General features: G+C 56.3%; 22 protein-coding genes and 1 tRNA gene. 10 read left to right on the forward strand and 13 right to left on the reverse strand.

Going from position 1 to position 24419, the window contains the following annotated elements:
• Positions 1–21 precede the first annotated feature (21 nt).
• Positions 22–717: a YveK family protein gene (locus tag SE16_RS07645; protein ID WP_054491574.1), complete on the reverse strand. Its 696-nt coding sequence runs from the start codon at positions 715–717 to the stop codon at positions 22–24.
• On the reverse strand, positions 717–1850 hold the full coding sequence (locus tag SE16_RS07650; RefSeq protein ID WP_054491573.1) for a glycosyltransferase: 1134 nt from the start codon (positions 1848–1850) through the stop codon (positions 717–719). Before SE16_RS07650 ends, SE16_RS07645 begins: the two co-directional genes overlap by 1 nt.
• Before the next feature lie 109 nt (positions 1851–1959).
• Here SE16_RS07650 and SE16_RS07655 point away from each other — a divergent pair, with 109 nt between their 5' ends.
• Positions 1960–2616, forward strand: coding sequence for a class I SAM-dependent methyltransferase (locus SE16_RS07655; RefSeq protein WP_054491572.1), 657 nt, complete (start codon positions 1960–1962; stop codon positions 2614–2616).
• On the opposite strand, the gene SE16_RS15960 is transcribed toward SE16_RS07655, so the two are convergent.
• The 7 genes from SE16_RS15960 to SE16_RS07685 all read right to left on the reverse strand — a co-directional run bounded on the left by SE16_RS15960 (position 2593) and on the right by SE16_RS07685 (position 10759).
• Positions 2593–2745, reverse strand: coding sequence for a hypothetical protein (locus SE16_RS15960; protein WP_160316918.1), 153 nt, complete (start codon positions 2743–2745; stop codon positions 2593–2595). The two genes, SE16_RS07655 and SE16_RS15960, sit on opposite strands and share 24 nt — an antisense overlap.
• A complete protein-coding gene (locus SE16_RS07660; protein ID WP_054491571.1) occupies positions 2742–3494 on the reverse strand; it encodes a cytochrome c biogenesis protein in 753 nt (250 codons plus the stop codon). The genes SE16_RS15960 and SE16_RS07660 overlap by 4 nt, the downstream gene beginning before the upstream one ends.
• 27 nt (positions 3495–3521) lie before the next feature.
• Positions 3522–4988 (reverse strand): sensor histidine kinase, encoded by a 1467-nt coding sequence (locus tag SE16_RS07665; protein WP_054491570.1) that lies wholly within the window; start codon positions 4986–4988, stop codon positions 3522–3524.
• On the reverse strand, positions 4985–5677 hold the full coding sequence (locus tag SE16_RS07670) for a response regulator transcription factor (RefSeq protein WP_054491569.1): 693 nt from the start codon (positions 5675–5677) through the stop codon (positions 4985–4987). Before SE16_RS07670 ends, SE16_RS07665 begins: the two co-directional genes overlap by 4 nt.
• A complete protein-coding gene (locus SE16_RS07675; protein ID WP_082373716.1) occupies positions 5674–7368 on the reverse strand; it encodes a patatin-like phospholipase family protein in 1695 nt (564 codons plus the stop codon). Before SE16_RS07675 ends, SE16_RS07670 begins: the two co-directional genes overlap by 4 nt.
• A gap of 138 nt (positions 7369–7506) precedes the next feature.
• Complete coding sequence (locus SE16_RS07680) at positions 7507–9207, reverse strand: patatin-like phospholipase family protein (RefSeq protein ID WP_054491567.1); 1701 nt, start codon at positions 9205–9207, stop codon at positions 7507–7509.
• Positions 9208–9394: 187 nt separating this feature from the next.
• Complete coding sequence (locus SE16_RS07685) at positions 9395–10759, reverse strand: TrpB-like pyridoxal phosphate-dependent enzyme (RefSeq protein ID WP_054491566.1); 1365 nt, start codon at positions 10757–10759, stop codon at positions 9395–9397.
• 176 nt (positions 10760–10935) lie between these two features.
• On the opposite strand from SE16_RS07685, the gene SE16_RS07690 reads away from it, so the two are divergent.
• From SE16_RS07690 to SE16_RS15760, 5 genes are all read left to right on the forward strand, one after another.
• Positions 10936–11667 carry a restriction endonuclease gene (locus SE16_RS07690; protein WP_054491565.1) on the forward strand — a complete coding sequence of 244 codons (732 nt, stop codon included), beginning with the start codon at positions 10936–10938 and terminating at the stop codon, positions 11665–11667.
• A 246-nt stretch (positions 11668–11913) separates the two neighbouring features.
• The gene (locus SE16_RS07695) at positions 11914–12429 is read left to right on the forward strand and encodes a redoxin domain-containing protein (RefSeq protein ID WP_054491564.1); all 516 of its coding nucleotides are present in this window, start codon (positions 11914–11916) and stop codon (positions 12427–12429) included.
• 71 nt (positions 12430–12500) lie between these two features.
• Entirely contained in the window at positions 12501–13790 is a 1290-nt protein-coding gene (locus SE16_RS07700; RefSeq protein WP_054491563.1) for an AI-2E family transporter, read from the forward strand.
• Between the two features lie 59 nt (positions 13791–13849).
• Positions 13850–14638: a formate dehydrogenase accessory sulfurtransferase FdhD gene (gene fdhD, locus SE16_RS07705; RefSeq protein ID WP_060687432.1), complete on the forward strand. Its 789-nt coding sequence runs from the start codon at positions 13850–13852 to the stop codon at positions 14636–14638.
• A 163-nt stretch (positions 14639–14801) separates the two neighbouring features.
• Positions 14802–15236 (forward strand): hypothetical protein, encoded by a 435-nt coding sequence (locus SE16_RS15760; RefSeq protein ID WP_152918009.1) that lies wholly within the window; start codon positions 14802–14804, stop codon positions 15234–15236.
• Here the strand turns inward: SE16_RS15760 and aceK are convergent, their stop codons facing one another.
• The 4 genes from aceK to SE16_RS07725 form a co-directional block, all read right to left on the reverse strand.
• Positions 15237–16979 carry a bifunctional isocitrate dehydrogenase kinase/phosphatase gene (gene aceK, locus SE16_RS07710; protein WP_054491938.1) on the reverse strand — a complete coding sequence of 581 codons (1743 nt, stop codon included), beginning with the start codon at positions 16977–16979 and terminating at the stop codon, positions 15237–15239. It abuts the gene before it with no gap.
• A gap of 51 nt (positions 16980–17030) precedes the next feature.
• Positions 17031–18302, reverse strand: coding sequence for a glucose-1-phosphate adenylyltransferase family protein (locus SE16_RS07715; protein ID WP_054491937.1), 1272 nt, complete (start codon positions 18300–18302; stop codon positions 17031–17033).
• A gap of 15 nt (positions 18303–18317) precedes the next feature.
• Positions 18318–19580, reverse strand: coding sequence for a glucose-1-phosphate adenylyltransferase (locus tag SE16_RS07720; RefSeq protein WP_054491936.1), 1263 nt, complete (start codon positions 19578–19580; stop codon positions 18318–18320).
• Positions 19581–19699: 119 nt separating this feature from the next.
• A tRNA-Ser gene (locus tag SE16_RS07725) sits at positions 19700–19788 on the reverse strand.
• 181 nt (positions 19789–19969) lie between these two features.
• On the opposite strand from SE16_RS07725, the gene SE16_RS07730 reads away from it, so the two are divergent.
• The 4 genes from SE16_RS07730 to SE16_RS07745 all read left to right on the forward strand — a co-directional run bounded on the left by SE16_RS07730 (position 19970) and on the right by SE16_RS07745 (position 24413).
• Complete coding sequence (locus SE16_RS07730; RefSeq protein WP_152918008.1) at positions 19970–20995, forward strand: hypothetical protein; 1026 nt, start codon at positions 19970–19972, stop codon at positions 20993–20995.
• A 44-nt stretch (positions 20996–21039) separates the two neighbouring features.
• Entirely contained in the window at positions 21040–22719 is a 1680-nt protein-coding gene (locus SE16_RS07735; protein ID WP_152918007.1) for a R3H domain-containing nucleic acid-binding protein, read from the forward strand.
• Between the two features lie 149 nt (positions 22720–22868).
• Positions 22869–23504: a nucleotide exchange factor GrpE gene (locus SE16_RS07740; protein ID WP_054491934.1), complete on the forward strand. Its 636-nt coding sequence runs from the start codon at positions 22869–22871 to the stop codon at positions 23502–23504.
• 66 nt (positions 23505–23570) lie between these two features.
• Positions 23571–24413, forward strand: a complete 843-nt coding sequence (locus SE16_RS07745) for a DnaJ C-terminal domain-containing protein (RefSeq protein ID WP_054491933.1) — start codon at positions 23571–23573, stop codon at positions 24411–24413.
• Positions 24414–24419: the final 6 nt, after the last annotated feature.

The following is a 24419-nucleotide window of genomic DNA, read 5'->3' on the forward strand; positions in this document are numbered from 1 at the left end:
CTCCTTTTTGGCCTCCCCATCTCAACGCCAGCGCCGCGAGCGGCGTGGAATTTCACTCAGGAGCTGCGTTCTGGTATACCGTTCCACGTCGGTGCGTGAGCGAATGGTATCATCAAGGTATTCCCAGAGAAACGTAAACGCGACAGCAGCGATCAAAGCAAGCACGATACGCAAAGGAATGTCCAGTTTCTGACGCAGCCCTCCCCCTACGGGAAAAGGACCATGTTGCCCCACGACAGCAATTTGCGTGCGTGTACCCCCAATCAACGGCAAAAACCGGTCGGCTTCGGATTCCAGGGTTGCCACAACAGCTTCACCAATACGCTCCAAGGCCTCAGGGGCTCCCCACGTGATGGTGATGGTCAAAATGCGGTGTTGTTTTTCAGCCACGGTTGCGCCTGCAATCGCCCCCGGTGGCACTTGCAAATCGCCCAAACGGGCGCTCACGGCTTGCGCAAAAGCGGTCTCACTCACAATCACGCTCAAATCGTCGGCAATGTACTCGCTGGCTTGCGCAGCCGCCAAGCGGGGGTCTGTCTCCCAAGCCATTCCATCTTCTTCAAGCGGCTCCACGCCGACAACCAGCCGAATCACATACTGATACACAGGCGCCGGCGGCGTGTAGGTTAGCCAGCTCAATCCGCCCACTAATGCGGGCAAAACCACAAGCAACCACCAACGTCGCCGTAAAATATGCCAGTATTGGCGCAATTCCATCAACCAACCTCCTCGGTATGCCGAACGCCTTGGCGAAATCGGGCTTGGTGCTCGGCAAACGCCTCTTCCACAAATTCACGTATGGCTGTTTTGAAGGCGGTCGTGTCAAAGCGCACTGCATGGCGCCGAATACGGTCAGGGTCAAACGTCATGCGGTCGAGGCGTTGCACGGCTTCTGCCAGAGCGGCGGGTGTTTGTTCGTGAAAGAATGTTCCGGTCACGCCTTCGATGACCGTATCCAATGCGCCCCCAGCGGCAAAAGCAATCACGGGACGCCCCGCGGCTTGCGCCTCGATTGGTGCAATGCCAAAGTCTTCTTCGCCGGGGAAGACGAAAGCGCGGCACCCCTGCACCCAACGGGGCAATTCTTCATCACTCACGCGCCCCAAAAAGCGAACGGTGGGCCCCGCAATGCGCTCTAACGCTTCCCGATCACGACCATCGCCAATAATCACAAGCGGCTTTTGTAATTGCGTGTACGCTTTGACAGCGAGGTCAATGCGCTTGTAGGGGATAAGTCGCGAAACGATCAAATCGTATTCGCCGGGGGGCGCATCAGTGGCAAAGCGTGATGTTTCCACAGGTGGATAGATAATCACCGAATCGCGGCGATAGAATTTTCGCACACGATGCTGGATAGCCGTCGAAATGCTGACAAAGCGGTCCACACGATCCGCCGCCACGCGGTCCCATACACGCAACGCACTCAAGAAGGGGGGCAAAACGCGCTTTGCCCAGCCGCCAATCCCTTCACGTGCGATGTAGGTGCTGGTATTCCACAAGTAGCGTGTCGGGGTAAGACAATAGCAGATGTGCAACGTTTGCGGTGGGGTGATAATGCCATGGCAAAAACCGCTCTTGTTGCTTATGACCACGTCGAAACCGCTGAAATCGAACTGCTCGAACGCCAGCGGATACAACGGCAAAAACGCTTGATGCCGCTTGGTAATCCCCGGAATGCGGTTGAGGAATGAGGTATGAATCTCCCACTCTCGCATGAGGGACGGCATCGCATCCGGGTCATAGATACTTGTAAAAACCGGCGCTTCTGGAAAGATTTCTTTGAGCGTGATGAGGACGTTTTCCGCGCCCCCCATTTGATTGAGCCAGTCATGGACGAGTGCAATACGCATGGATTTCACGCCTTTTGACAAGATGGTTGACTTTTAGAGACAAGGCAATAATGATGTATTGAACACAAGTCAATCGTTTCTAGCAGTGTATCATACTTTGGTTGATTGAATGAACCGCAAACGGGTTTTGGAACGGCTTTTTGAATACCTGTATACCGACCTCTGGTGGTTTTATGACAGCGCCGCCTGGATCGCAAGTGGCGGTCTTTGGTACGAATGGGTACGTACCGCTGCCCAGTTTGTAGAAACGCCCCCTGTGCTCGAAGTCGGTTTTGGACGTGGGCGCTTATTAGCCTTTTTGCACAGCAAGGGGATTCCCGTTGTTGGTGTAGACCGCTCCGCACAGATGGTACACGCAGCAGACCGCATGTTGCGCCGCCATCATCGGCACGTACCTCTCGTGCAAGCGGATGGGCGCACACTCCCCTTTCCTGACGCCACATTTGGCACGTTGATCACAACTTTTCCGGCGCCCTATGTGCAAGAAGGCCACACCCAACAAGAATTTGCACGGGTCCTCCGCCCTGGGGGACGCTGGATTTGCCTGGATGCGGCATTTGGGGCGCACCGCTGGGCGATACGGCTATGGCCGGCAACGCTTGTGTACACATTCGCCGGGTGGCGCATGCACAACACAAAAGGCGTGATTGATACCTCTATCACGCCCACTTTCGTCAACCTCCATCTTTTCGACTGTCACGTGGAGATCGTCCCTGTTCGTGAAACCTACGTGCGTCTTTTGCTATGTAAGCGCCGTCTCATCTGAACGCATCTCACGCTCTATGTCCAACTCGCGCTCGACGAAACGTTCACGCTGGCGCAGGCTCCACCAGTAGATGAGATACACAAGCCCCATCGCCAAATAGCCGCCGAACAAATATTCCGCGTTGGTCACGGCGTCCCTCCTTCCTCGCGCAGACGCGCCAATTCGGCGCGTGCCATCTCCAAACGAGCACGGCGCACCAAAAAGTACGCAAAGAGCAGAAGCACTGCCACCATGCAGACCATCAAGGTGATTTCCATGGACTGCGTCAACGCCAAATCCCCTTGCGCCGTCTCGGCGGATTCTCCGCCAAACAAAACCGGGTGGATGGTGCGGTCAATCCAGCGCGTGCTGAACCAGACCAACGGGATATTGACAAACCCCACAATGCCCATCACTGCGGCAAAGCGGGCACGGCGTTCCGGGTCGTCAATGGCTTGGCGGAGCATCATGTACGCAATGTAGGTCAACATCATGATGGTCACACTCGTCAGGCGGGCATCCCATGTCCACCAGACATTCCAGACGGGGCGCGCCCAAAACATGCCTCCTAAAATCCCCGCCAACGAGAACACAATGCCCGTCTCTGCACCAGCCACCGCCCACATATCGCGTTCCGCTGAGCGTTCGACAAGGTAGGCGATACTGGCAACAAACGTCACAAAAAAGCCTGCAAAGCCGGCGATAGCGGCAGGCATATGGAAGAAGAAAAGTCGGTACACATCCCCCATCGTGGCTTCGGTTGGCGCATAGAAAAATGCCATCCCCAGGCCAACCAGCACAAAAACAAGACTCAACCACCCCAGGCGTGTTTGCCAGACGCTCAATGATTCCAACGCCGCAGTATGTGGACTAGTTGTTTTCGCAACTTTGACGGTCATATCGCTTTTTCGTTTCCTTTTTGTTTATCAGGCTGACGCATGTTGTGCGGATTCTTGTGTTGATTGATGCCCCATGTTCATGGGCAAACGCACGGTGAACGTTGTGCCTTTGTCGCCACTTTCAACTGCAATTTCACCGCCATGCGCCTGGACAATCTCGCGCGCAATTGCCAAACCAAGCCCAACACCACCACCACTACGCGCCTGGTCGGCACGATAGAAACGGTCGAAAATATGCGGCAAGTCTTGCGCGGCAATGCCAGGCCCATTATCCATCACTTGAATTTCAATCCACCAGCGCCCCAGGTCACCGCCGGCGCCATCTTGGGCCACACCGCGGACACCACCCAGTTTACCAATCAAGCGCACTTCCGGCGCATCAGGAGATTGTTGCGCATACTTGAACGCATTATCCAGCAAGTTTGTCAATACTTGTTCCAGGCGGTCGGGGTCGCCAATGATAGGAAGCGCTTTGCGCGGATGGCGCACTTTGAATTTGATGCCTTCGGCTTCAGCACGAGACGCATAAATATCCTTCAAGCGCTGGATGATCTCGTTCAAGTCCACATCACGCCGCGCCATGATAAAGCGTCCCGATTCAATACGCGCCAGGTCGAGCAAGTCTTGCACCAGGCGCGAGAGGCGTGACGCTTCTTCATGAATAATTGCCGCCACACGCTGCTGCTGCGCCGGGGGAACCGTCCCATCCATCAACGCTTCGGAGAACCCTTGAATGCTCGTCAATGGGGTACGCAAGTCGTGGCTGACATTTGCCAGGAAGTCGCGCTGTGTATCACGCGCTACATTGACTTCATCAATCATCGTGTTGAAAGCCCGCGCCAGTTGGGCAATTTCATCATCGCCGCTCGTATCCACTTCAGCTCGCGCACTAAAATCACCGGCGGCAATACGCTTGGCGGCTTCGGTGATTTTGCCCAGCGGCTCGGTAATGCGGCGCGAGAAGTACCAGCCAACCGCCCAGGAAACCAGAACCGCCACTGCCATCGCGCCCAAAAGGCCGGGCAACAGCTCTATCCAGCTATTGAGCAAGCTGCTGCGCGGCACAGCCAATAAGACCACGTTGTTGGCCTCGCTACCGCCAATGGGGATAGGCGCCAGGAGCAAATCCTCGCCATTGCCGCGATACGAAAAAACAGAATCGGTGCGCAAAGCGGCGGCAATACTCGCCGGATCGCCCAAAGAAGCGCCTTCCAGCGTGTCGCCCGTATCGGCGACCACTTGCCCCTCGCGATTGATGACCAACAAGCGCAAACCGTGTTGCTCAGCAAGGGCACGCAATTCGCGCGCAGCCAGCGAACGATTAGGCGCATTGCGCAAGACAACCGCCGCTTGCCTCGCCATGCTCTGCAATGTGGTGCGTGCCGTGCGTTCTTGCTGAACACGCAGCACAAAGGCCCCGGCAGTGCCTGCCAGCAATGTGGCAATCAACGCAATGATGAGATAACTGGTCGTTAAGCGCTTTTGGAGTTTCATACCTCTTCCACCAATTTGTACCCGATTCCCCAGACGGTTTCGACTTTGACGCCACTCTCTTCGAGTTTGTCACGAAGAGAAGCGACGTGAACATCCACCGTACGCGTCTCGCCAACGTAATCGTAGCCCCACACCCGGTTGAGTATCTGCTCACGGCTGAGCACTTGTCCGGGGTGGCGCAAAAACGTTTCCAGCAAATCGAACTCTTTCGGGCGTAAATAAACTTGCTCTTTTCCGATAAACACCTCACGGCGCTTCGGGAACAACCGCACGCGCCCTAATGCTAACGGCACCTCGCGCGTTTGGTCTGATGAGCCCTCTGTTCCCCCAACACGCCGCAACACGGCTTTTACGCGCGCCACCAATTCACGCGGATTGAATGGCTTGGTGACATAATCATCAGCCCCTAACTCCAAGCCCAAAATCTTGTCAATATCATCACCACGCGCCGTCAGCAGAATAATGGGAACACGGTTGCCATCTTGCCGCAATTGTCGGCAGACGCTCAACCCATCCAACTCCGGCAACATGACATCCAACACAACCAAATCCGGCTCGATTTCAGCCACTTTCCGTAACGCTTCTACACCATCAGCAGCGTAGGCGACATCAAAGCCTTCTTGTTCCAGGTACAACCGCACCAGTTCAAAGATATGCTGCTCGTCGTCAACAACCAAAATGGTGCTCATCGCGCTTTTTCGATGACTTTCTGGCGAATATCCACGCGAGCGCCCGCACGACGTTCGCTCAACAAGCGCTTGATATCATCAACAAATTTTTCAGCCGCCACACGCCCACGCTCAACGATGGGCTTCCATTCTTTGTAGTTCATCCCATCAACGTCGGTAACGTCCGGCTGGATGAGCACATCTACATTGCTCATGCGGCTTTCAACAATACCCGCCTCCATAATTTCCTGAACACCCAACACAATGTTCAACACATTGGGCAACCGACCGCTTTGCAAAATTTCTTTGCGGTGGGCGCGTTCGGTCAGGTTCACAATCACACTCGAGGCGATGATGATATTCACATCGTTTTCAAGCGTACTGGCAGGGACAGGGTTGACGGCACCACCGTCAATCAAATAGCGTCCATCCACATATGCGGGCTGAAAAATGCCCATGATGCTGGTACTCGCACGCACTGCATCCGCCAGAGGACCTTCGGTGAAGATGACTTCTTCCCCTGTGACAAGGTCTGCCGCCACCACTTTGAGCGGGATTTCCAAGTCTTCGATATTGGCGTTCCCAAACCATTTTTCGGCAAGGTAGCGGCGCATTTTTTCGCCTTTGAGAATGCCGGTACGGAACGGAAAAGCAAAGTCATACAAGCCGAAGCGGAAACTGGTGGCTTTGGGGAGATGCGAAACAAATTGATAGAGATACTCGATGGAAGGGCGGTAGGCGTACAAACCGCCAATCAGCGCCCCCATGCTCGTCCCCGCAATGTAGTCAATGGGGATGTTGTTTTCACGCAAGACTTCCAACACCCCCACGTGCGCCAATCCGCGCGAATTACCGGCGCTGAGGGCAATCCCCACCAACTTGCGCGCGACACGTCGCGCCGCGCGATCGACATCCTTGCGGCTTGGTTGCACATGCCAATAATTCTGCCGCCCATACCGCCGCAACCAGGTGGTGCTGTGATGGTCCACTTCGATAATAACTTCCCCAAGTTCAGCGGCTTTCCTCGCCAACGGAGTTTGGCGAGTGCGAATCACCATGACAATGCGGTTGTACTCATCCACCTCTTGACCGAGGAACTCGGCTAACTCCTCAGGACGTGCATCCCATGGAAAATGGTGAACATCCACATCGGGCGGCATGTCGGGCAAAGATGGACGCAAGCCGCCAATATCCACCACCAACACACGGTCGCCCGTGACGGCTTTCAAGCGTTCAACAAAGAAAGGAATATGCTGCCCTGTGATGGTAATGAGGTTGGTTTCGTCAATCTCAATGGGCTGTTGAATGGTTTTGCTCAGGCGGCGGCTGAGTTCCTTGCTGATATTGATGGCGATTTGTGGGTATTCTTGCAAGAGGTCGTCAAGGTCGCGTTTGTGCAGTTCCCAAATCTCAGCATCAATCGCCACCCGCACCGTTGCTGAGCGCCGCTCGCCCAACAACAGCGCCATTTCGCCAAAGAACGAACCGGGTCCCAAATGGGCCAGAACGCCGCCAGTTGGCTCACCTTCCCTGTCGGCTAATACTTGCACCTGGCCGCTTTCAATCACAAACATGGATTCGCCCGGTGCTCCGGCAGGGAACACAATGTCGCCTTTTTTGTAGCGGCGGAGTTTCATCCGCTTTTGGATAGCGGATAAGGCTTCCTGATCAAGCCCCTGGAAAAATGGTACTCGGCGCAGATTCTGGTTCATCGAGTTCCTCGTATTGGGAAACCGGTTGTTTGGCGCTCAAGTATAATACAAAAGTTTGATACTTTTGAAAAAAGCGCACGCGCCTTTCGCTTTTCTACCTATGCCAACACCCGTTTGTGATGGATAAAAGTCCCATTTTTACGAAAGAACCGATAACAGCGGCACAGCAACTTGTGGGTAGAGCAAGCGCTGAATGGACTCCACCGAAGATTCAGCTGCCTGACGCCCCCGCGCAATCAATTCCTCCCACCGGTCGTATTCAAACCCGCCAATATCGCTCACGTGAGGACGCAAGAGCAGATCGGCGCTGTGCTGTGTCTGGTGCTCTAGCATGACCGCCCCCATGATTTCCTGCACCCCCATGATAATGTTGACCAAGCCCGGCACACGCCCGGCACGCGCAATCGCGCGGCGGGTACGGCGTTCCGATAAGCTGGGGATTGTGCTGACAACAATCAGGATATCCACTTCATGCTCGATAACGGAGATGGGAATGGGGTTGACTGCGGCGCCATCCACCAGATACCGCCCGTTGTAGAAGAAAGGTTGGAAGATGCCCGGAATACACGCGCTCGCCCAAACCGCTTCGGTCACCGGACCAGTATGGAAGACGACTTCTTGCCCGGTGACAAGGTCGGTGGCGACCACATAGAGCCGCCGTTGAAGGTCGCGGAAGGTTTTGTGGTGAAACCATTGTTCGGCAAGATAGCGCCGTGCTTTTGCGCCTTTGATGAACCCGTGCCGCGGCCACCACGCAATATCGTACAATCCAGAGCGCCAGCTGGTTGCCCAGGGAAGATGCGCAGCAAATGTCTGTAATCCCTCGGCGTCGTAGCCGGCGGCGTAAAGCGCCCCCACCAATGCGCCCATACTCGTCCCGGCAATCACATCCACCGGCACGCCGACTTCTTCCAGCACTTGAATAACGCCAATATGCGCCAATCCCCGCGCATTTCCCGAACTGAGCACCAGCCCCACGGTTTTGTGCGCCAGTTTTCGCGCCATGTAATCCACTGCACGCGGTTCAGCCAGTGCATGCCAGTAGACGCCCCCCGCCAAGGAAGAGACCCAATGTGTGACTGGCGTACCCAACTCAATCACGACATCGGCTTGCCCAACGGCGGTACGGTTCAACAGGGTGTCGGACGGGGAGATGAACATGATGATACGATCGTAATCCGCGGCGTTGTCACTCAGAAAGATGGGGAGCGCTAGCGGGTTTTCCTGTTGCCATGTGTACCATTCCACCCGGTTGGAAAGTCTCCACTGCTCCGGCTGCCAGTCGGCACGGGTCGCATCCACCAACAACAGGCGTTCAGCGCTCACCTCTTCAAATCGCTGGATGAACGCCATAGCCGTCGGTTCATCCGCCAGCAGTGCCACCAGCCGCCACACACGATTGATGGATTCACCGTGAATGGTTCGGCGAAGCCGCAAACTCAATTCGCGGCTCATGTTGATGGCAATCACGGGGTGTTCTTCAAGCAACGTTTCGAGGTCTTCTTTATGCAACTGCAAGAGAACGGCATCAATGACCACACGTACCGTTGCGGAGCGAGTCCCCCCTAACAACAACGCGACTTCGCCAAAAAACGAGCCAGGCCCCAAACGCGCGAGCACATTCTCCTTGCCGTCTTCTTGTTGCGCGACGACTTCGACTTGCCCGGATTCAATGAAGTACATGGCGTCGCCCGGTTCACCTTGCAAAAAGACGACATCGCCTTTCTGGTAGGACACGCGACGCAAACGCCGCGCCATTGCCGTGAGTGTTTGTTCCGGCAAGAGGCTAAAGAATGGGACGCGTCGCAAGTTCAACGCCATGTCGGGTTTGGTCACCATGGTTCACTCCCAGCACCAGTTGGTCGGCTTGTGCCACATTGAGGGTAAGGGGGGCAGATGAAGGGTGTATGAAGCGCTTCAAAGAAGCACGTGGAGTTTTTTTCAATGAAGGGCGCTTTATCCGCGAACCGCAACAAAAAAGGCGAGCACTGAAACGTGCTCGCCTTGACGCTCGGAGCAAATCTGCTTATGCGTTGACGCTGGGCAATCCGGCTAACGCCATGGCGATTTCTTCTTCGGGATACTCGTAATCTTCGAGCTTGCCCGCAAAATAATCCATGTAGGCTTGCATGTCGAAATGCCCATGCCCGCTCAGGTTGAAAAGAATCGTGCGGCTGACGCCTTCTTCCTTGCACCGCAAGGCTTCACGCAGGGCGGCCGCCACCGCGTGGTTGGATTCCGGCGCGGGGACGATGCCTTCGGCACGGGCAAACTGCACGCCGGCGGCAAACGCCTCGGTCTGGTGAACTGCCACGGCTTCAATCACCCCCAGCTCGTACAAGTGGCTTACGAGCGGCGCCATGCCGTGGTAGCGCAAACCGCCGGCATGGATGGCGGGGGGCACAAATTGGCTGCCCAGCGTGTGCATTTTCACCAGTGGCGTCAGCCCGCCGGTGTCGCCAAAGTCGTAGGCATACTTGCCACGGGTCAGCGACGGGCACGCCGCCGGTTCGACGGCAATGACGCGGGGGTTGCTTTCACCACGCAGTTTGCGCCCGATGAACGGGAACGCCAGCCCTGCGAAGTTGGAACCGCCGCCCGCCGCCCCGATGATGATATCGGGCTCGTCGTCCGCCATTTCCATTTGCTGCAAGGCTTCCAACCCGATGACGGTTTGATGCAAGAGCACGTGGTTCAGCACGCTGCCAAGGCTGTATTTCGTCTCAGGGTCTTTGGCGGCGACCTCCACGGCTTCCGAAATGGCAATCCCCAGCGAACCGGTCGAGTTGGGGTTTTTGGCTAAAATGGCACGCCCGGCTTCGGTTTCGGTGCTGGGGCTGGGTATGACCTGAGCGCCGTATGTCTCCATAAGGGCGCGGCGGTAGGGCTTCTGCTCATAGCTGACCCGCACCATGAACACTTTGCATTCCAGCCCAAAGAAAGCGCACGCCATCGCCAGAGATGACCCCCATTGCCCCGCGCCCGTCTCAGTCGCAAGGCGTTTGACGCCTTCCTGCTTGTTATAGAAGGCTTGCGCCACGGCGGTATTGGGCTTGTGTGAACCACTGGGGCTTACGCCTTCATATTTATAGTAGATGCGCGCCGGTGTGTCGAGGAGTTGCTCCAATCGCCGCGCACGGTAGAGCGGCGAAGGGCGCCACTGACGATAGACTTGCCGCACCGGTTCAGGGATTTCAACCCACGGTTCAGTCGTCACTTCCTGCTGGATAAGCGCCATCGGAAACAGAGGGGCTAAATCATCGGGACCAACGGGTTGCCCGGTGCCGGGATGCAAAACAGGCGGCGGGGGTTCTGGAAGGTCTGCAACAATGTTATACCAGGCGGTGGGAAGCGCGGATTCTTCCAGCAAAAACTTGATACGGTCAGACATACTTTTACCTCCTGAGGGGTTGATTGAGTGGCGTGGCACCATTGCCGTGGCTCGCGTGAAGCGCATTGTGGCAAAGGCTCTTGCGGGCGTCAAGTGGGGAGGCGAAGGGAAGATTATAGGCTTGTCGTTTTAAGTAATAAAGGTATACTCAATAAAAACATACAAGGAGCACTCTTATGACAGAAAATATCAGTACGCTCCGTGTTGTTATTTTGGTGTTTGAGATCACCTTCAATTTTTGGCCTCTCATTCTCGTTTCTGCAATCGCACAACATAAGCGTGGCTCACTCCTACGAGGGTTGTTCATCCTCTGGATATTTTTGGCCATTGGACGCTTTTTGATGTTCTTTGAACAAAAAATTGTTTTCACTTCTTTCCTGATACCAGAGCCCTTAAATACGCTTTTGTTTTTCCTCATAGGCGGCGCGATCCTTGGTCTTTTGAAATTTCAAGAATATCGCAAACAAAACCATCTATGGAAAAAAGCGGCAACATTAACTGATGGCCAGGATTTAGCAGATTTATCACCAATAGAATTTGAAGAAATGGTTGTCGAGTTGTTTAACCTATTAGGGCACAAGGCCAAACGAACAGGACGAAGCGGTGATCACGGCGTAGATGTCGTTGTTAAAGCCCAAAACGGCGAAAAATGGATCGTTCAATGTAAACGTTGGCGCAAACCGGTAGGCGAAAATGTTGTGCGTGATTTTTATGGTACTCTTCAACATGAAAAGGCCTCACAAGGGATGATTGTCGCCGCAAACGGCTTTTCAAAGCCTGCAAAAGAATGGGCAAAAGGCAAACCCATTAGTCTGATAAGTGGTGATGAATTTGTGCAAATGTGGAAAAAAGCACAGGCCCTGCGAGCCAAGAAAAGTCAAACCAAACACCCTAAAATAGCAGGATAGGCCTACACAAAGCGGGATTCAACAAATAAATCCCGCTTTGTGTTTCCTGTGCATCTTGCACCTTTCAGCAAAGGGTATTTCCCAATCGCCATTTGTGCGCTACCACCTTCCCCCTGCAATCAGTAGCGCGATTCCCCATTCTTCTCAATCCCCCATCACGCCCCTCACTTGACGCTCACCCCAATACACGGCACAATGGGCACCCGTAGCGACGTCTCACAACCTCGTCGAAACAAGGAGGGGCTCATGGCTGTTGGCATCAACCAAACAGCACCCGATTTTGAACTGCAAGACTTGCAAGGCAAGACCTACCGCCTGAGCGATTACAAGGGCAAAATTGTCGTGCTCGTCTTCTGGGCGGCTACGTGCGACATCTCACGCCGCTATGTGCCCTACCTCAACGGCTTTGCCGAGACCTACTGGGCACGCGGTGTTGTCACGCTGGGCATTGATTCGCACGCCTTCGACACCGAAGAGCGCTTGAACATGGTCCTGCGGAAACGCCCGCTTACCTTCCCGCTGCTGCTCGACCGCGACGGCAAGGTCGCCGACACATTCGGCGTTACCCTCACGCCCACCGTGGTCGTGCTCGACGGCGAAGGCGTTGTGCGCTATTGGGGCGCCATTGACGACCGCTCCGAAGAAAAACCCGCGCCCGACAAAATCTACCTGGAAGAAGCCGTTGACGCTCTGCTCCTGGGCGATGAAGTCCCCGACCCCCAAAACGAACCCTGGGGCTGCGAAATCGAACGCACCGCCTAAGTGCAACACAACCGGCGAGGCAGACGTATGTCTCGCCGGTTGACAACTGACACACCAACACGCAAGCGCCTATGCCGCATCACACGCAACCATCCCGGCACAAACGACCCTGGCCGCCACTCTACCGCCCACTCGTCCTCATCGCCGAAGTGGGCATTGTTCTCTTGCTGGTCTGGCTGGCACGCCCCTATTGGTCGGTCTTTCTCGTGGCGGCGCTCCTCGCCTACCTGTTGAGCATGCCCATTGATTGGATTGACCGTCACACCTTCATTCCGCGCTGGCTGGCGGTGCTTGGCGCGTACCTTGTGCTGTTGCTGATTGTGTTCAGCGGTCCTGTGCTCGCCGTGCCCTTCCTCGTCTCACAAACGCAAGAACTCTTCCAGGGCTTGCCCGAATTCATTCAGCGCATCAACCTGGCTGTTCAAACTTGGCTGGAAAACCCGCCCACCATCCACATCTTTGCGTTCCAGTACAACCTCGAACCGCTTATTGCCAGCTTTGCCGACATCTTCCCGCTCTCCGCTCCATTGACGCCCCCTACCGCGCAAGAAATCGCCCAAACCGTGCAGCAAGTTCTCCGCTCGGCGGGGAGCGTGGTAGGTGTCGCAACCGGCATCGTCGGGCGGGTGTCGGGGTTCGTCCTGTCCACGTTCATCGTCTTCATTCTCTCCATCTATCTCCTTGTAGATGGACCACACTGGCGGCATCGCCTGCTGAGCATCGCCCCCGAAACCACACGCGACGACCTCGATATCCTTCTGGATGAAACAGCGCGCGTCTGGCGCGCCTACTTCCGCGGGCAACTCATTCTCTCAACCGTCATCGGTGTGATGACGTTTGCGGGGCTCGTTGCCCTGGGCATTCCCGGTGCGCCGTTGCTCGCCCTCATTGCCGGCGTGCTGGAAATTTTGCCCAACGTCGGTCCCATCATCGCCGTCATTCCGGCGGCATTCGTGGCGCTTGTGCAAGGTTCGCTCTATCTCAACTTGCCCGGCTGGCAAGTCATGTTGCTGGTGTTGGGCTTGTACACCCTTATTCAGCAACTGGAAAACAACCTGCTCGTTCCTCGCATCCACCACGAAACAGTGGATTTGCCCCCTGTGGTCGTCTTTCTCGCCGTCCTGGTAGGCGCGACCCAAGGCGGCGTGCTGGGCGCGATTCTGGCGGTGCCCTTGCTGGGCACGCTCAAAGTCTGGTTGCTCTACGCTCACGAGCGGCTGATTGCACCTGACCCATTCGTGCCCGAAGAGGTCACCTTCATCCCACCACCCTACCTGCCAGATGAGTTCCCACTCCTCGACGCCAACGACGACGAAGCACCCCCAGCCGAAGATGACGAGATTGACACCGACGCCCCCTAGTTGCCCTCTTGCCGTCTTTTCGCCAAGATGAGACCATCATCCCCACAAGGAGGCGGGTTATGGAGGGTATTCACCCTTGGGCGTCGTGGACGTGGCATAACGGTCAATGGGAAGAAGAAGCAGACGGAGCAGTTATTGAAGAAGGGCTGGTGCGCATCCACCTCAACGGGCGCGAATTAGCAACGTTCATGTGCACGCCCTATCACCTTGACGAACTCGCGCTGGGCTTTTTGCGCGCCGAAGGGCTTATCGCCTCGCTTGATGACGTGCGCATGCTCAACATCTGCCCCAACCGCAATTGCGTCGAAATCTGGCTCCAAGACTTGACAATAGAACCCCCATCACGTCCGATCATCACATCCGGTTGCGGCGGCGGCATTACGTTCGATGATTTGAGCGCACGCGCCCAACCGCTTCCACTGCACACACACCCCATCATCACGCCTGAAGCCGTCGGGAACCTCATGCGTCAGTTGCAAGAAGCGGCAACACTCTACAAACAGGTGCGCGGCGTCCACACGTCGGCGTTGAGCGATGGCGAACGGTTATTGCTGGTTGCCGAAGACGTGGGACGCCACAATACAATTGACCGACTATGGGGACAAGCCTTGAAGCAAGGGCTTCCAACCGAGGGGAAAATCCTGGTGGCAACCGGGCGCATCAGTTCCGAAATGCTCAACAAAGCCGCCAAAATGGGCGTGCCGGTTGTCATTTCACGCACATCGGCTACCAGCCTGTCGGTGGCGCTGGGGCATGCGTGGCAAATCACGGTGATTGGCTACGCCCGCCACAACCGCTTTCGGGTGTACACATGGCCGCAGCGGGTTGGGTTGATGAAGAGTTTTTGATAGAGAAATTTAGATAATTAACTAATATTAATAAATTGAACATAAAGCACAAAAGACGATTGTATTTGTTTATTTTTATAAGAATTTAGTATTTTATTGTTTGAATGGCAAAACGTTTTTGTTTATAATTATCAAAACGCTTTAAATCTTAGAGGAGGTTAAAATGTGCGGGACAGATTCTTCAGCAGCGGGAGCATCGGCTGCACGCTATAAATTGGCTCGTTTTCTTAACGATAATGGTTTTAAAATTTTGTCATCTACATATGGTTGCCCACCATCTGATGAAGATTTTTTGAATGGAATTTTAAAGGCAAGCAAAAAACAAAAATCGTCCTATAGTTCCTCATCAGAATTAGTGATAATTTCTTTTTACTGGTGGCAAGCTACACATATATTTAAGATTCCAAGATTTATTTTAGACGCCCTACAAAACAAAAAACTCACAAAATACAGTTTGTTTTCCATCAAAACGAGTTATGGTAAAAGCACATTTTTCTTAACTATAAATCACCAAAATCAATTTAAAGTATATCGTTATAAATATTGGCAACCGAATGAAGATGTTTTTGAAATATTTGATGTGAAAGTTGCCTATTAACTAGATTGCAGACGACAACCGGCACGCCTCACGATAGGGGAGAATGTAGAGAATCTCACCGCGGCGGTGGCGCTCCTGCATGTTCTGCCAAAACTCCACCGTGAACAAATCCCCGTGGTGCGCCACAAACACCTCGCGCAAACGTCCCGTCAACTCCCAAAAGCGCGGAAACTCCTCTGGAAAAACATCATTGGGCCCCACATGAAACCAGGGCTGTGCCGACAACGCCTCTTCTTCATCACGCGGCTTGGGCAAACGGCGGAAATTGTAGTCGGTCAGCAATCCCAACTCATCATAATCGTAGAACACAACCCGCCCGTGGCGCGTGACCCCAAAGTTTTTGAGCAGCATATCCCCCGGAAAAATGTTCATTGCCGCCAAATCCTTGATCGCCTGCCCGTACTCAATCACCGCCGCTTCAGCCGCGGCTTCATCCGCCGCCTTCAAGTACACATCCAGCGGAATGAGCCGCCGCTCGACATAGCAATGGCGCACAACCACGCTCTCGGCATCCGCCTGCACGGTTGAAGCCGCCACACGGCACAACTCATCCACCAGGCGGTCATCAAACCGAGCCCGATCGAAGCGCAAATGCTCAAATTCCTGCGCATCAATGAGCCGCCCCGCGCGGTCATGCCGAAACACAAGGCGATAGCGTTCCATCACATCGCGGCGGGTGGTTGTTTTGGGTGGGGCGAACTGGTCTTTGATGATTTTGAACACCAAATCGTAGGTTGGCATGGTGAACACCGTCATCACCATGCCCGGCGTACCGGGGGCAATCACAAATTTGTCATCAGTCGTCGCCAGGTGGTAGAGCAAATCGCGGTAGAGTTCAGTTTTGCCATGCTTGTTGAACCCCAACGAAATGTAGAGTTCCGCAATACGCTTGCGGGGCAACATCTTTTTGATGAAGTGCACCAAATCGTAAGGACGCGGTGCATGCACATGAAAATAGGAACGGGCGAAACTGAACAGAATGCTCACATCGTTCTCATCCAGCAAGACAGCATCCACCAGCACCCCCCGCCGCCGATTGTGCAGCGCAAGCACCAGCGGCACCAGGTAGGGACCACAGAACAACCGCCCCACCAGATACGCCGCCTGGTCGCGGTAGAACACTGCATCCACCACTTCGGCGCGGTCAATCACGCGCAATGCGCCGCTGGTACGCAAATGGTCGGCGATACGGGCGGCAACCTGTTGGGCGTCGCGCTCGGCGTCTTCATAGGGGACATTGAACGCAAAATCATTCAGGATAGCCAGAATGAGTTCGGCGATAGACCAGGTGCGCCCATATGTGCGATAAATCGGGTAGCGGGCGGGGGTGGGCGGTGCGGCAAAGTCTGTATGCACAAATTCAATCTGTGGGTCCACCCCCACCGTGGTGAAAATGCGGCGCGTAATCGAATTGAAGAAGGTCTCCGCCAGTTCCCAATCGTCGCGCTCGTCAATCAAGCCCGAATAGACCGCCTTCATGCTCGCCCACACGAGTTTGTTGTGCAGGCGCTCCGCAAGCGTCTCGCGAATATCGTACACCACGCCGTTGACCACTTCACGGTACAGGTCCAGCCGTTCGGCGGCATCTTGCCGCGCACCATGCCAATCGCGCTGCTCGAACCGCTCCTGCGCACGTGCGGTAATGGCTTCAAAGCGTCGGCGATAGGTCAAGAACCCATCGAAAATGGTATGCGCGCCGATATTGGCGAGACGGCTATCGGTCAGGCGGGTCTGCGACTGCATGCCAGGCTCCTCATTTCTGCTTCATTGCAGACAACCACAGGCGACTTTCCCTCACGCCAGAATGGTCGTGCCCGAGGCAATTTCCTTTTGCTTGAAGTGGCGCGGCTGAGCATACGGATAGACCACGCAATTGCGCCCAATCACCACCTCGGGGGGAATCTGCGCGCCCTTCCCCACCAGCGTGATGCCTGTATTGAGCACGGTTGGTTGCTCATGGTTGGGGGTGTTATCCTCGCCAAACCCCACATGCGCCCCCGCACCAATCACAACGTTTTTATCCACAATCGCGCGGTCAACCACCGCCCCACTCTCAATGACCGTATCGGTGAAAATGATGGAATCACGCACCTCAGCGCCCGGCGCGACATACACCCCCGGCGACAACACCGAGCGCACCACACGCCCGAAAACCTGCGCCCCGTCGCTGAGCAGGCTTGTTTCCACCTGCGCTTCGGGGCTGAAAAAGACCGGTGGGCGTTCTTCGCTTTTGGTGTGAATCACCCATTCAGGGTCGTACAAATCGAGCGCGGGGGTTTCCGCTAGCAAAGCGGTATTGGCTTCCCAGTAGGCTTGCACCGTCCCCACGTCCGCCCAGTAGCCGAGGAAGGGGTAGGCGTAGAGCCGCTTGCCGGCTTCCAGCATGGTGGGAATCACTTCACGCCCAAAATCGCGTTGCGTTTTGCCGGGACCACTCAGCCACTCAATCAGCAACTGGCGGTTGAACACGTAAATGCCCATGCTCGCCAGCGTACTGCGTGTGCGGCGCGGTTTTTCTTCAAAGTAGGTCACGCGCCCATCGGGGTCAGCCGTCACCATGCCGTAGCGCCGCACCTCATACGGGTTGACAGACCGCACCGCAATGGTGACATCGGCGCGTTGTTCAACGTGGTAGCGCAACATGGGGCGGTAGTCCATCTTGTAAATGTGGTCGCCCGCCAGAATGAGCACCACATCGGTGTTTTGCTCGCGCACCACATCCAGGTGGAAGCGCACCGCGTCGGCTGTCCCTTCCTGCCAGGCGGTGTTTTCTCCCGGTCGCGCCTGATATGGCTGCAACAGCCGCAACCCGCCGGTGGTGGTTCGGTCCAGGTCCCAGGGGCGACCAATGCCGATATGCTCGTTGAGCGAACGCGGTTGGTACTGCGTCAACACAGCAACGTTGTAAATGTCGGAGTTGACGCAATTGCTCAGCGGAAAATCAATAATGCGATACTTGCCGCCAAACGGAAGCGCCGCCTCTGAGCGTAGTGCAGTCAGCACACTCAACGCGGGGCTAGCGCCACCTGCCAAAATCATCGCCAACGTTGAAGGAAATGTCGCCATGAGCAGACTCCTGCCTTATTCGATGGTTTCACCCGACGGCACTACACCGTCGAAAGGAGCGAAAGCGTCTTCGTCCACATCCGGATGAATGAGCACATTGCGCCCAATGCGCGTATTGGGGGGCACGTGCGCCGCCTTGCCGATGACACTGATACCGGTGTTGAGTTTATCCGGCTCGGTGCGGTTCGGCGTGTCAACATCATCGCCAACCCCAACCAGCGCCCCCGCCCCAATGACGACATCTTTATCCACAATCACGCGGTCGAGCACGGCACCCGGTCCAATCCAGGTATCGTTCATCACAACTGATTCGCGCACCACCGCACCCGGCGACACATACACCCCCGGTGAAAGCACAGAACGCTCCACACGCCCGCGCACAATCGCCCCGTTGCAAATCATGCTTTGCACCACGTGCGCTTGAGGTCCCAGTTTGGCGGTGGGGCGCTCATAACTGCGTGTGTGAATGACCCATGAGCGGTCATAGAGTTGCAACGGCGAATCGGGGCGCAACAAATCCATGCTGGCTTCCCAGTAGGATTGAATGGTGCCCACATCCACCCAATACCCATCGAAGGGGAACGCGTACACTTTGTGCGTTTCAAGCAGCGCCGGAATCACATGTTTGCCAAAATCCAGGTCGGGGTGCTGTTCACCAAGCGCCGGCAGCACCGTCCGCAAGACATCCGCGCGGAAAACGTAAATGCCCATGTTCGCCAACGTGCCGTATTCCGGCGTGTCGGGCTTCTCGTGGAACTCAGTCACGCGCGATTGACGGTTGGTCGTCAAAATGCCGAAGCGGTGTGTTTCGTGCTCGGGCACATTCATCACGGCAATCGTCAAATCGGCTTCCTTCTCCTGGTGAAACGCCAGCATGGGGCGGTAATCCATCTTGTAGATATGGTCGCCCGAGAGAATCAGCACCGTATCAGCGCGGACTTCGTCCAGATATTCAAGGTTCTGCAACACGGCGTCCGCCGTCCCACGATACCACTCCTGATGCCCACGCCCCTGGTAAGGCTGCAAGACGCGCAACCCGCCACGCGAGCGGTCCAAATCCCAGGGGCGACCAATCCCCAAATGGCGATTGAGCGAGTGCGGGCGGTATTGGGTCAACACGGCAACATCAAAAACGCCTGAATTGACGCAATTGGAAAGCGTGAAGTCAATAATGCGGTATTTTCCAGCAAAGGGCACAGAAGGTTTGGCGCGTTTGTGCGAAAGAACCGTCAGGCGCGTCCCTGCACCACCGGCGAGGATAATGGCTGCCACTCGCATAGGGGTCTCCTTTTTGGCTGTTGGTGCATGCTACAGGCAAAGTGTATCGTGTTTGAAATGGGGTGGCAAGTGCACTTTGGGCATAAAAAAAGCGCGCCCGCAAGCGCGCTTGACCAGAGCGGAGAGGGAGGGATTCGAACCCTCGAGGGCGGTTTCCCACCCTACACGATTTCCAATCGTGCCCGTTCGGCCGCTCCGGCACCTCTCCAAATGCCTGCGGCATTCTATCCCCCAACCCTGCGCTGTCAAGTTTTGGGGCAAGAAGAGGCCGCTTGCCGGCGAACATTGACCCCACTTCTCCCGCCGACTATAATTTGACCAGCCGCAAGGCACATCAACAAACAATCTCCTTCGTCTGTGACGGGCGGAACACAGGAACACATACATTCATGTATCGTATAAGGCTTGCCGATATTTGGCTGGTCTATCGGCTCCAACACAAAGGGGTTCGGTTAGACGTGCGTTCAGCCGTGTTGGAACCTGCGTCGCCGTTGCGTCTGGTTCTGCCCGCGCTTCTTTCGCCGTGGCATCACCGCGTTGTCACCATCCCCTTGCGCCGCCGTGACCAGGGACGACGGCAAAGCGGTTTCCTGCAACTGCGCTGGCGCAGCAGCCTTCCAGCCATGGACGTGCTCTACATTGCACCGTCGCTGGAACACGCCCCTGGTGTGACATGGTTTTGGAAGCACCTGTTGCAACGGGGCGCTGAGGTTGCGGGAGCCGCCGGGGCGCAGCGGCTGTTCGCCCATGTACCCGCCGAACGCCACGCCGAAATTGAAGTGTTGCGGCAATCCGGGTTCGCCTTGTACGCCCAAGACCGGCTCTTTCGGCTCGATCCACCGTGGCCGCTGGCGGAACAAACAACCGTCCCGCGCCACTGGACGCCGCAGTTCGACGTGGATACACACGGCATTCAGCAGTTGTACCGCGCAATTACGCCGGCTGTGGTGCAGCAAGCCGAATCCATGGGCAACAACGGCGATACCGCCGGCGGTTGGTGGGGGGAAACCCGCGAAGGATGCTACGTCGTGCGACCAGGACCAGGCGAGGTGTTGGGCTACCTGCGGTTGACGCGCGGACAACGAGGGCATTGGCTGAAAATCGTGCTCCATCCGGAGTTGAGCGACCGCGCCGATGCCCTGGTGCAAGAAGCGCTTAGCCTGATGCGCGATTGGCCTAAGCGCCCCATTTTTTGCGATGTGCGCGAATACGAAGGCTATGTGGGCGACGGATTGCAGACACACGGCTTCCGACCAGTGATGACGCGCCGTTTGCTGGTGCGCCACACAACGGTGCCGGTGCGTGTGGCTGAGCGTCAGCGGCTGCATGTGCTCAACGGTTCGCGCGAACATGCGCCCACCATGAGCGCCAAGCAGATGCCGCCCACGTATCCGTTCGCCAAAGATAAGCCCTAACAGATTGAAACAGAGGAGGACAATCAGGGAATAGGATGAAACACATGGAGACAGCCAACGAAACTTTGGAAGCAATCAACACGAGTGAGGGAACCTCAACCGTGGTCAACCAGATGATTACTGATGATATCGAAGCCTTGTTCGACGTGTTGCCGCCGCGCATTCGCGAGCGGTTGCGCGCCATGCCCGACGGCGACCAACTGATCGAAATCGTCATGGACCTGGGACGCCTTCCCGAAGCGCGTTTCCCCAACCGTGAAGTGGTGCTGAGCGACCACGAAATCACCCATGACGACCTGGAATACGTCGTAAGCCGCATTGGCGAGTTCGGCGGCGATAACCGCGCCGGTATCGAGCGCACATTGCACCGCATTAGCGCCATTCGCAACCGGCGCGGCGACATTGTGGGGCTGACCTGCCGCGTGGGGCGCGCCGTCTTCGGCACGATTGACATCATCCGCGACATCGTCGAAAGCGGCAAAAGCATTCTTCTGCTGGGGCGCCCCGGCGTGGGCAAAACCACCATGCTGCGCGAAACGGCGCGCGTGCTTGCCGAGAAGAAGCGCGTCGTGATTGTGGATACGTCGAACGAAATCGGCGGCGACGGCGATATTCCGCACCCTGCGATTGGACGCGCCCGCCGTATGCAAGTGCCGCGCCCCGAACTGCAACACGAAGTGATGATTGAAGCGGTCGAAAACCACATGCCCGAAGTCATCGTGATTGACGAAATCGGGCGCGAACTGGAAGCCCTGGCGGCGCGCACCATCGCCGAGCGCGGCGTCCAACTGGTGGGGACGGCGCACGGCAACACGCTTGACAACCTGCTGATGAACCCCACCCTGAGCGACCTGCTGGGCGGGATTCAAAGCGTCACCCTTTCGGACGAAGAAGCCCGCCGCCGCGGGACGCAAAAAAGCGTGCTGGAACGCAAAGCGCCGCCCACCTTTGACATCGTCATCGAAATTCAAGACCGCGATACGCTCGTCATCCACCACGACGTGGCGCGCGCGGTGGACGCCATGTTGCGCGGGTATCCCGTCAACAGCGAAGTGCGCCGCCGTGACGAATCGCGCCCCAGCGGCTACGTCAGCGAAGAAGTGGCGGTTGAACCGGGCGAAATGTTGCGCCGCGCGGGTGGCTTGCGCGGGCGTCCAACGCTCAATGAGCGCACCCCCACACGGGGGAGAAGCAACAACGGGGGGCAAAGCCTCGCCGAAAGCCCGAGCGCCATCCAGCCTACCGCGCCGGTCCGTTCCACCATGCGCGTTTATCCCTACGGCATTAGCCAGAACCGCCTGAAACAAGCGGCGAAAGCGCTCAACCTGCCCTTGCTCATCGTCACCGACCTGGGCGAAGCCGACATGCTGATGACCTTGCGGAGTTACTACCGCAAACGCCCACAAATCATTAGCGACGCCGAACGGCGCGGCTTGCCCGTCTACGTCCTGCGTTCAAACACTGTGGCGCAAATGGAACAGGCGCTGGCGGACATTTTCGGGCTTGCCGCCGAAGTGGACCCTTACACGCGCGCCATGGAAGAAGCCCGTCTCGCTATCGAGAAAATTCAATCGGGGCAGGCAACCAGCGTGGAACTCTCACCGCAAAGCGCATACATTCGCCGCCAACAGCATGAACTGGCACGCCAGGCGAACCTCATTAGCCGCAGTCTGGGCAAAGAGCCGCGTCGGCGTGTGCGCATTTACGCCAACAAAACGCTCTAATCCGTACACCGAGAGAGCAAGAAGGTGGCCTGACGCGCCACCTTCTTCTTTTTTGGCTCACACGTAAAAGCGCGTTGACATGCGTAGTGGCAAGGCTATACTACGCCCACGTACCGAATGGGAGCGGAACCCCCGCGAGAGGATGAATCATGTTTCCAGGCGACCCTTTCAACCGTCGAACCGTGCGCAAAATTCCCGTGCGCCCACGCAACAAACGCGATGACAAACAGGATGAACCGACCGACGACGTCGCCGCGCCACCCGCGAGCGACGATCCCCCCACCCCATCCACATCACGCGATACCGTGCTCGACAATATCACCAAAGCCTTTCAACAGGAACTCGCGCAAGCCTACAAAGAGCGCGACGAATGGCAACAACGCTACGCCGAGTTGGAAAAAGAAACGCGCCACATGCGTGAACGCCTGCGCCGCATTGCCGAAGAAGAAGCGTTCCGCGAGCAAATTCGCACGCTTGAAAAGATGCTCGACATCGCCGACAATATCGAACGCGCCCTCGCCGCGGCTGACGAACCGTCCGCCCTGGCGGAAGGCGTGCGGCTGACGTACCGCGAATTGATGCGCGCCCTGCAAGACCTGGGGGTTGAGCGTATCGAAGCCCTGGGGCAACCATTCGACCCGGCGTTTCACCACGCTGTGGGGGTTGTGGCAACAGATGAGCATGCGCCGGGCACGGTTGTCGCCGTGGAGCGCCCCGGCTATCGCTATCGGGGGCGTGTGTTGCGTCCGGCGTTTGTGCATGTTGCCGCCGAACCGACGACATAAAGCATCATCTCCATCAAATATCCACACTGTTGGGATACACTCAGCGCAAGCAAAGATAGGTGGCCTATGGCAAAAGATTACTATGCCATTCTAGGTGTTTCGGTGACAGCAACCCAAGAAGAAATCAAACACGCCTACCGCCAATTGGCGCGCCGATACCACCCCGACCGCAATCCGGGGGATAAAGTCGCCGAAGAACGCTTCAAAGAAATCAACGAAGCCTATGAAATTCTGGGCGACCCGGTCAAACGCCGTCGCTACGACGCCACCCGCACAACGTCGCATACGCGCTCATTCAGCGGCTGGAGCCGTCCAAGCGGCGGCTCGGTGAACTTTGAGGATATTTTTGAATCCATCTTCAACAATTTTTCGCGGCACCAGCAGGCAAGCCCGCAACAAGCCGATATTGAGCAAGAAGTCGAAATCACGTTGCGCGAAGCCTACAACGGCACGCGCCGCTTGATTACACTGAACGGAGAGCAATTTGAGGTGAAAATTCCGCCCGGCGTCTATACGGGCGCAAAAGTGCGTGTGCGCGGCAAGGGGCGCCGCCTGCCCAATGGACGACGGGGCGATTTGTACCTGCTGATTGAAGTCATGGACGATCCGGTTTTCCAGCGCGTCGGCGATGACCTGATTGTCCCCGTCAAAATTGACCTTTACACCGCTGTGTTAGGCGGTGAAGCCGACGTCCCCACGCTGGACGGCAAAGTTGTTTTGCGTATTCCGCCGGGCACAGGCGGCGGCAAACGATTGCGAATTCGGGGCAAAGGTATGCCCAATTTGAAAGAACCGGGGCGTTTTGGCGACCTTTACGCCGACATTATCGTCACTGTGCCAACGTCACTCTCGCCACGCGAGCGCGAACTGTTTGAAGAATTACGCCGTTTGCGTCAGGGGAATGCGTAAACCACA

It is taken from the genome of Ardenticatena maritima (genome assembly GCF_001306175.1).
Taxonomy (GTDB): Bacteria; Chloroflexota; Anaerolineae; order Ardenticatenales; family Ardenticatenaceae; genus Ardenticatena; species Ardenticatena maritima.